General features: G+C 68.5%; 9 protein-coding genes. 1 reads left to right on the forward strand and 8 read right to left on the reverse strand.

Annotated features, from left to right (window positions below):
• Positions 1-313: 313 nt before the first annotated feature.
• The 6 genes from ABZ420_RS35630 to ABZ420_RS35655 form a co-directional block, all read right to left on the reverse strand.
• Positions 314-583, reverse strand: a complete 270-nt coding sequence (locus ABZ420_RS35630; protein ID WP_168434137.1) for a WhiB family transcriptional regulator — start codon at positions 581-583, stop codon at positions 314-316.
• Between the two features lie 189 nt (positions 584-772).
• Positions 773-1,111, reverse strand: a complete 339-nt coding sequence (locus ABZ420_RS35635; RefSeq protein WP_357132507.1) for a hypothetical protein — start codon at positions 1,109-1,111, stop codon at positions 773-775.
• Between the two features lie 110 nt (positions 1,112-1,221).
• Positions 1,222-3,369, reverse strand: a complete 2,148-nt coding sequence (locus tag ABZ420_RS35640; protein WP_357132519.1) for an ATP-dependent DNA helicase UvrD2 — start codon at positions 3,367-3,369, stop codon at positions 1,222-1,224.
• Between the two features lie 336 nt (positions 3,370-3,705).
• Positions 3,706-4,170 (reverse strand): MarR family transcriptional regulator, encoded by a 465-nt coding sequence (locus tag ABZ420_RS35645; protein ID WP_357132522.1) that lies wholly within the window; start codon positions 4,168-4,170, stop codon positions 3,706-3,708.
• A gap of 10 nt (positions 4,171-4,180) precedes the next feature.
• Positions 4,181-4,660, reverse strand: a complete 480-nt coding sequence (locus tag ABZ420_RS35650) for an EVE domain-containing protein (RefSeq protein WP_357132525.1) — start codon at positions 4,658-4,660, stop codon at positions 4,181-4,183.
• An 8-nt stretch (positions 4,661-4,668) separates the two neighbouring features.
• Positions 4,669-5,091 carry an SRPBCC family protein gene (locus ABZ420_RS35655; RefSeq protein ID WP_357132510.1) on the reverse strand — a complete coding sequence of 141 codons (423 nt, stop codon included), beginning with the start codon at positions 5,089-5,091 and terminating at the stop codon, positions 4,669-4,671.
• An 85-nt stretch (positions 5,092-5,176) separates the two neighbouring features.
• Here ABZ420_RS35655 and ABZ420_RS35660 point away from each other — a divergent pair, with 85 nt between their 5' ends.
• Complete coding sequence (locus tag ABZ420_RS35660; protein WP_040868967.1) at positions 5,177-5,440, forward strand: mycoredoxin; 264 nt, start codon at positions 5,177-5,179, stop codon at positions 5,438-5,440.
• Positions 5,441-5,483: 43 nt separating this feature from the next.
• Here ABZ420_RS35660 and nudC read toward each other — a convergent pair whose 3' ends face one another.
• Complete coding sequence (gene nudC / locus ABZ420_RS35665; protein WP_357132513.1) at positions 5,484-6,389, reverse strand: NAD(+) diphosphatase; 906 nt, start codon at positions 6,387-6,389, stop codon at positions 5,484-5,486.
• A 46-nt stretch (positions 6,390-6,435) separates the two neighbouring features.
• On the reverse strand, positions 6,436-7,491 hold the full coding sequence (locus ABZ420_RS35670) for a potassium channel family protein (RefSeq protein WP_357132516.1): 1,056 nt from the start codon (positions 7,489-7,491) through the stop codon (positions 6,436-6,438).
• Positions 7,492-7,698 lie beyond the last annotated feature (207 nt).

A 7,698-nucleotide genomic window follows, 5' to 3' on the forward strand; every position in this document is an offset into this window, starting at 1 on the left:
AACGGTTCTGGTATCCCGACCGTGGAGGCGGTATCGGAGCTACCTCAGGCGGTCGTTGCCGATAAAGATCGCCGGTGGTAGCGGATCGACGGCGACGACGAAGTCGCGAGTCTCGGTCGCTCGGACGCGAGACTCCCCGGGGCCGCGAACACGCAGCGCCGCAGGCGCTGCAAATCAAACACAGCAAATCAGGCACAGCCGCCCACCGGACGACGGTGGGCGGCTGGTCTGCTTTCTCGTTCGTTGGCTCGGTCCGTGTCGGGACCGACGGAATCGAGCACATCGACCGGAGGGAGGGAAATCACTCCCCGGCTCATGCCGGGACCGCGACCTTGCGCGGACGACCGCGGGGACGCTTGCGGGCGATCACGACACCCTGGTCGAAGATCTCGCCGCCCCAAACACCCCACGGCTCACGACGATCCATGGCGGCGCTCAGGCAGCCCTTGCGGATCGGGCAGGTCGCGCACAGCGCCTTGGCCTGCTCCAACTGGACCGGGCTCTCGGCGAACCAGAGGTCCGGGTCTCCAGCACGGCAGGGCAGGACCTTGGTGATCTCCTTGGTCCGGGTAGTCGACGCCACGGTTCGGCATGTCACGTCAGTAGTGGCCTGCGGCCAACCCTGTGCGGTGAACACGTCGTTCTCCTTCAGCTCGTTGCAGCGGTTCGTTTGTTGTGGCGAAACCGGTGCCGGTCGGCTGAAGGGCCGGAGAATACTGGCCACGGTTTCGCTGTCGTGCGATCCGTGGCCAGGAGGTCGGGGAGGAGTTCCCTACCTAGGTCGACATCTGTGTCGAGTCCTGAACACGATCGCTGGGTGTGCGGTGCGGAGGCGTGCTGCCCGCGGATCCGCCGGCTCGAAGCCGGCTTCAGCCGCGAAGACGCCGACTGCTGCCTCAGCAGCCGCCGGGTGCCAGCCCGCGCTGGGCTTGCCCTGGATCTCGGTACGGATAGACGTATGCATCGCAATGGAATTCACTTGCTTGCACGACGTGCCGAACGCACCGATTCCGGACACACCGATCCCCTGCAAGGCGAGGATCCCCCGGGAGGCCGCCATGGGCGCATAGACCGCAACGCCACTGGCGCCGAGGTTCATGATGTTGTCCACTGCTCTGCCTCCCTCCTGTACTCGTTGTGTCGCTAACTGTGCGCGCCGAGATGCCCTCCCGGTGCGTAAAAACACCATAGGCAAGATCTTCGAGCGCGACAACCTATTTTCTACCTGCGGTTTTGTGATATGGATCGAAGCCGGGACGCGACGATCGCGAGCACGTCGGCCCCGAACTGGTCGATCTTCTTCGCACCGATGCCCGCGATCGCGGCCAGCGCGGCGTCGTCGGCGGGCAGTTGTTCGGCGATCGCGGTGAGTGTGGTGTCGGTGAACACGACGAATTCGCGGACCCGCAGCGCCTCCGCCTTCTCCGCACGCCAGTCCCGCAGTGCCGCAAGCAATTCCGCGTCCAGTTCGGCCGGGCAGCGACGGCAGCGGCCGAGCATGGTGGCGTAGGTGCCGATCAACGGTTTCGCGCAGACCCGGCAGGTCGGGCGGACGCCGCTCGACGCCGACGGCGGGGCCGCGATACGCGAGGCGGGCGAATCGTCGGGGACGAGGCCGTTGAGGAATCGCGAACGCCGCCTGGAGCGCCTACCGCCCTCGTTCCTGGCCAGCGCCCAGGACAGTCGCAGATGTTCGCGCGCCCTGGTGACGCCGACGTAGAGCAGCCGCCGCTCCTCCTCGAGGGCCGCCTCGTCGGCGACCGAGCCGTCGTCGGCGAGGACGTGCGCGATCGGCATGGTGCCGTCGGACAAGCCGACGAGGAACACGGCATCCCACTCCAGGCCCTTGGCGGCATGCAAGGAGGCCAGCGTGACCCCCTGCACCGTGGGTGGGTGCCTGGCCTCGGCGCGGGTCGCGAGTTCGCGCAGCAGGCCGGCCAGGTCGAGCCGGTCGTCGTGGCCGATCAGTTCCTCGGTCAGGCGCACCAAGGCGATCAGCGAGGACCAGCGTTCCCGCGCCTGCGCGCCCGCGGGCTCGGTGGCGGTGAGCCCGAGCGGGGCGAGCACCGCGCGCACCAGCGAGACCAGGGCATTGCCACTGCGCGCCTGGTCGGGCAGATCCTCGCGCGACGCGGCCTGCCGAAGCGCCTGCACGGCCTGCCTGACCTCCGCCCGCGCGAAGAACCCCTCGCCGCCGCGCACCTGGTAGGGAATTCCGCGCTCGGTGAGCGCCTGCTCGTAGCTCTCGGACTGGGCGTTGATCCGGTAGAGCACGGCGATCTCGGCGGCCGGTGTGCCCGCCTCGATCAGCCTGCCGATCGCCGCCGCCACCGCCGCCGCCTCCGCTGGCGCGTCGTCGTATTCGGCGAACACCGGCTCGGGTCCGTCGGCGCGCTGGCCGATCAATTGCAGCCTGGTGCCCGCGATGCGCCCGCGCGCCGCGCCGATCACCCGATTGGCCAGCGACACCACCTGCGGAGTCGAGCGATAGTCGCGTTCCAGGCGGACCACGGTGGCCTCGGGAAAGCGACGGGAGAAGTCCAGTAAGTAGCTCGGCGTGGCGCCGGTGAACGAATAGATCGTCTGGTTCGCGTCGCCGACGACGGTCAGATCGTCGCGGTCGCCGAGCCACGCGTCGAGCACGCGCTGTTGCAACGGCGTGACGTCCTGGTACTCGTCCACCACGAAGCTGCGGTAGCGGCCGCGGAATTCGTCGGCCACCGCCGGATAGTCCTCCAGCGCCGCCGCCGTGTGCAGCAGCAGGTCGTCGAAGTCCAGCAGCAGCCCGTCCGGCGTCGCCTTGAGCTTCTCGTAACCCGCGTAGACATCGGCGACCCGCAGCGCCTCGTAGGGCGTCTCGCGCCGCTGTTTCGCGACCGCCGCCACGTAATCCTCGGGAGCGATGAGCGAGCCCTTCGCCCACTCGATTTCGCTCAACAGATCGCGGACGCTGTCGGTGGCCGTGGACAGCCCGGCCCGCTGCGCCGCCTGCGCGACGATCGGGAACTTGGCATCGATCAGCCGCCACGGCACGTCACCGACGATCTGCGGCCAGAAATACTTCAGCTGCCGCAACGCCGCCGCGTGGAACGTCCGCGCCTGCACCTGGGTCGCTTCGCCGCCGAGGCCGAGCGCGCGCAGCCGGGTGCGCAACTCCCCCGCCGCCCGCGCGGTGAACGTGACCGCGAGCACCTGATCGGCCTTGACATGGCCCTGCGCGATCAGATGCGCGATGCGATAGGTGATGGTCCTGGTCTTGCCGGTCCCCGCGCCCGCGAGCACGCACACCGGGCCGCGCGGCGCGCGCACGGCGGCGGCCTGCTCGGGATCGAGGTCTGCGAGGTCGAGAGCGGGCACGCGGTCCATCATGACAGCGCCCACCGACACCCACCGTGCGGGCGTCGACCCGAGCCTGCACCGACGTCATCACGTACAAGCGCAGCGACGACCGGTGCGGCCCGACCGCTGTCGACGTCATCCGGCACAGCCTGATGTCGGCGACCAGCTGAGAACCGCGACCCATCGACATCACCGACACATCGAACTCGCCCCTCCACATCACTGGCGACGTGCCGGTTTCGAGGCGAGTACGGCGCGGTGTTCCGCGCACCTGCGCGGGAAGGTCCAGGGGCTGCCGCTTGCCCACACACGTGGTAACGCCGCGACTCGCAGGCGGCGCCGAGCGAATGGACAGCCTCCGACCGATCAGCGGTCGCGCAATAGCTGTAAGGACCGGAGAAAAGCGCCGCCCGATGCACCGAGCGGGGCGAAGTACTCCTCGTCGCACGCCTCGACCGCGACGATGGCCCGGTTGACCAGTGCGACCCCGGCTTCGGTGGCGACCAGGGCCTTCGCCCGGCGATCGCTCGGGTGGTCGCGGCGTTCCAGCAGGCCCTTCTGCGCCAGCGTGCGCACCACCTGGGAGGTCATCATCGGGTCGGTGGCGGCGTATTCGGCCAGGTCACGCTGTCGAACCGGGTCCGCGCGACCGGCGGCGAGGTAGGTCAGCGAGGCGAGCAGCACGAACTGCACATGGGTCAGATCGAACAGAGCGAGTGCCGCCCGCTGCGCCGCCTGCCAGCGATTGGTCACCTGCCACAGCAGCAGACCGGGGCTTTCCTCGGCCGTGTGGAATCTGGAGCGCAGCCTCCCGTCCTCCGCCTCGTGCATCGGCACTCCCTCACTCCTCGGTCATCGCCCGCGCGATCAGCGCGTAGTCGTGCGGGCTGAGTTCTATCAGGCCGCGGCGCAGGACCATCCCCCAGTTCGGCACGCTGGTGAGTTCCAGATCGGCACGCAACTCCTCGATCGGGGTTTCCCGCGCCCCGGCTCGGTAGCTGACCGAACGTCGCCACGGCTGGAAGCAGCCGCCCTCCTGGGGGTCGGCCTGCCAGGCCGGGCGGTCGTCGATGGTTCCGATCGCGGTGAACGAGCGCACCGGCGCTCCGGCGCGCATACCCTCGCGCGGCGAGTAATAGATCAACCCGTCGCCCGGCCGCATGCGTTCCACCGCCGTGCGCTTGCCGTGGTCGGCCTGCGCTATGCCGATTTCGACACCGCGCCGGACGTGTTCCCGGGACACGACTGCCAGCCAATATCTGGTAGGCGACCCGGTGACCATTCCGCAGTCGACGCCACTCCTTGATGACTGGGCACTCATGTCGGCGCTCACGCCGCGATCCCCTCCGCGACCGCGACCAGCGCGTCCAAGTCGGGCTGCACGGATCTCGCCAGCCCCGAGCCGAGGATCTTCGTCCACAGCAGCCGCAGCGGTCCGTCGATCGAGACCGTCACCGTGATCGTGGTGCGGCCGTCGACGGCGGCGACTTCATGGGCGAAGGTGAGCCGCGCACCGGGCAACTTCGACACATCGATGAACTCGCGGTCGGTCAGGCGCTCGATCACGAACCGGATCTTCGGACCGCCTTTCGGTCGCAATGTCCCGGTCGAGCCCTCGGCGAACGGTCCGTCCAGCCGAGCCCACTCGGTGTCGGTGTTCCATTCCGGCCAGGTCGCCATGTCGGCCCAGCGGGCGAAGAAGGCGGTGGGCGGGGCACTCGAGCAGGCGTGCGCGGTGGCGATGAGCGTCATGCATTTAAGTATGCGCGCATACTAAATGCGGCGCAAGGCGAGAAGAAGTTCGAGTTGGAACAGCGGGCAGCCGTCCGGCGTTGCAGTGTCCGTGACTGACGCGAACCCCACTCTGACGATGTACTCGACCACCTGGTGCGGCTACTGCCGCAGGCTCAAGAAGCAGCTGGAGGAAGCGGGCATCACCTACGTCGAGATCGACATCGAGCAAGATCCGGCGTCGGCCGAGTTCGTCGGGAGCGTGAACGGGGGCAACCACGTGGTGCCCACCGTGAAGTTCGCCGACGGCTCCACTGCGACGAACCCGTCGCTGGCCGCCGTCAAGCAGGTCCTCGCCGGTCTGTCCTGAACCGCCGCCGCGCGCGGGTCGCATCGGCCCGCGCGCGGGTGCGTCAGTCGATCGCGGCCCAGGACTCGACGATGGTGCGCGCGATCGAGATGGAGCCGGGCAGCAGCAGCCGGGTACCTTCGTCCCGCTTCGACCAGTCGCCCACCGCCAGAGCTTCCCGCACCTGCGCGCGGGTGAACCAGTCGGCTTCGGCGATCTCGCCATCGGAGAAGACCAGCGGCTGCCCGGGATCGGCGACCGCGGCGAAGCCGAGCATCAGCGAGCGCGGAAACGGCCACGGCTGGCTGCCCAGGTAGCTGATCTCGCGCACGTCGAGACCGACTTCCTCCCGCATCTCGCGCTCCACGCAGCGTTCCAGCGACTCACCCGCCTCGACGAACCCCGCCAGCAGCGAGAACAGCGATTTCGGCCAGCTGCTCTGGCGCGCCAGCAACACCCGGTCGCCGCCGTCGTGAATCAGGCAGATCACCGCCGGATCGATCCGCGGGAACTCCTCGTAACCGCTCTCGGTGACGCGCGACCAACCGGCCTTCGACGAAATGGTCACGGTGCCGTCCGCGCCGTGGAACCCGGCCTTGTCGTGCCAGTTCAACAGCGCGATCGCGGTGGACAGCAGCCCGGCGGTGCGGTCGTCGACGGTGCCGCCGGCCAGCGCGCGCAGATCGGTCAGCGTGCCCTCCAGCTCCGGATCGCGCACGGCCCACAGATGGATGCCGTCTTCGACGCCGAGGAACACCGCGGCCGGACTGGGTTCGGCGGACAACTCCAGGGCCGCGTCGAGAACCAGAACGTTCCCCTCGAAGCGCACCTGCCCGCGACGGTTGACCCGCAGCAGCTTGGCGGTGGCCCAGCCCTCCTTCAGAGCCTGGGCATCACCTCGGATCTGCTCGGCACGATCGATGACGGTACGGGAGAGCAAGGGAACACCATTGAGTTGAAATGCCGGCACGGTTCGAGACTATCGCGCCCGAGCTACCACCCGGCCCGCGGCGGGGTCACTTGGCCGCCCGGCGGATGTACAGGAGTTTGTCGCCCGCCTCGACCGCGTCCACTTCCGGCTCACCGACCCGGAACAGCACCCCGTTGCGCACCACACCGAGGACGATATCGCTGAGATGCCGTGGCGAACCGCCGATCTCGGACGACTCCACCTCACGCTCCGCGACGGCGAAGCCCTCCTCCGGAGTGAGCAGATCTTCCATCATCTCCACGACCGTCGGGGTGGTCGTGGCGATGCCGAGCAACCGGCCCGCGGTCTCCGAGGACACCACCACCGAGTTCGCGCCGGACTGCCGCACCAGGTGGGTGTTCTCCGCCTCCCGGATCGACACCACGATCTTGGCGGTCTTGTTCAGCTCCCGCGCGGTCAGGGTGACCAGCACGGCCGTGTCGTCCCGATTGGTGGCGACCACCACCGACTCCGCGTTCTGCGCACCGGCCAGCCGCAGCACATCGGACTGGGTGGCCGAGCCGTGCACGGTGACCAGCCCGGCGTTCGCGGCGGCCTCCAAAGCGATCACGTCGGTGTCGACCACGACGATGTCGGCGGGCTGCACCCCGTCACCGAGCATGGCGTCGATCGCGGTCCTGCCCTTGGTGCCGTATCCGACGACCACGGTGTGATTGCGCACGGTGTGCCTCCATCGCTGAATCTTGAAAGCCTGCCGGGAACGTTCGGTCAGCACGCTGAGTGTGGTTCCGACCAGGACGATCAGGAACAGGATGCGCAGCGGCGTGATGATGATGATGTTCGCCAGCCGCGCCTCGGGCGTCACCGGGTGGATGTCGCCGTATCCGGTGGTCGACAGCGACACCGTCGCGTAGTAGAACGCGTCCAGGAACGACAGTTCGTTGGCCGAGTTGTCGTGGTAGCCGTCGCGCCCGATGTACACCACCAGCGCGGCCAGGAAAAGCAGCGCGGTCGCGAACAGCACCCGCCTGGTCAGCGAAATCCACGGACTGGTCTGCACTTCCGGGATGCGCAACACGCCGACCAAGGCGAAATCCGGGCGGCTGGCCAATCCCAGTCCGCGCGCTCGCTCACCGAACACCGGGCACACCCGTCATCTCGTCGCCAGCGTCGGTCATCCCCGGTATTCCTCGTCCCTCCGGCACAGCAGGGGAGCCTACTGTGTTTGTTTGGCCGCGACTCCGTCGCGGCGTGTTCGCGGCCCCTTTGGGGCTCGCGTTTGCGCGACCGCCGCTTGCTCCTTCGTCGCCTACGCGACGGCCGCGCAAACGCGAGCCGGGCCGCGAAC

This window comes from Nocardia sp. NPDC005745 (assembly GCF_040630775.1).
Taxonomy (GTDB): domain Bacteria; phylum Actinomycetota; class Actinomycetes; order Mycobacteriales; family Mycobacteriaceae; genus Nocardia.

Coding starts and splice junctions, on each gene's coding strand:
- ABZ420_RS35645 (WP_357132522.1), bottom strand. CDS start 4,170: ATGCACGAGGCGGAGGACGGGAGGCTGCGCTCCAGATTCCACACGGCC.
- ABZ420_RS35655 (WP_357132510.1), bottom strand. CDS start 5,091: ATGACGCTCATCGCCACCGCGCACGCCTGCTCGAGTGCCCCGCCCACC.
- ABZ420_RS35650 (WP_357132525.1), bottom strand. CDS start 4,660: ATGAGTGCCCAGTCATCAAGGAGTGGCGTCGACTGCGGAATGGTCACC.
- ABZ420_RS35640 (WP_357132519.1), bottom strand. CDS start 3,369: ATGATGGACCGCGTGCCCGCTCTCGACCTCGCAGACCTCGATCCCGAG.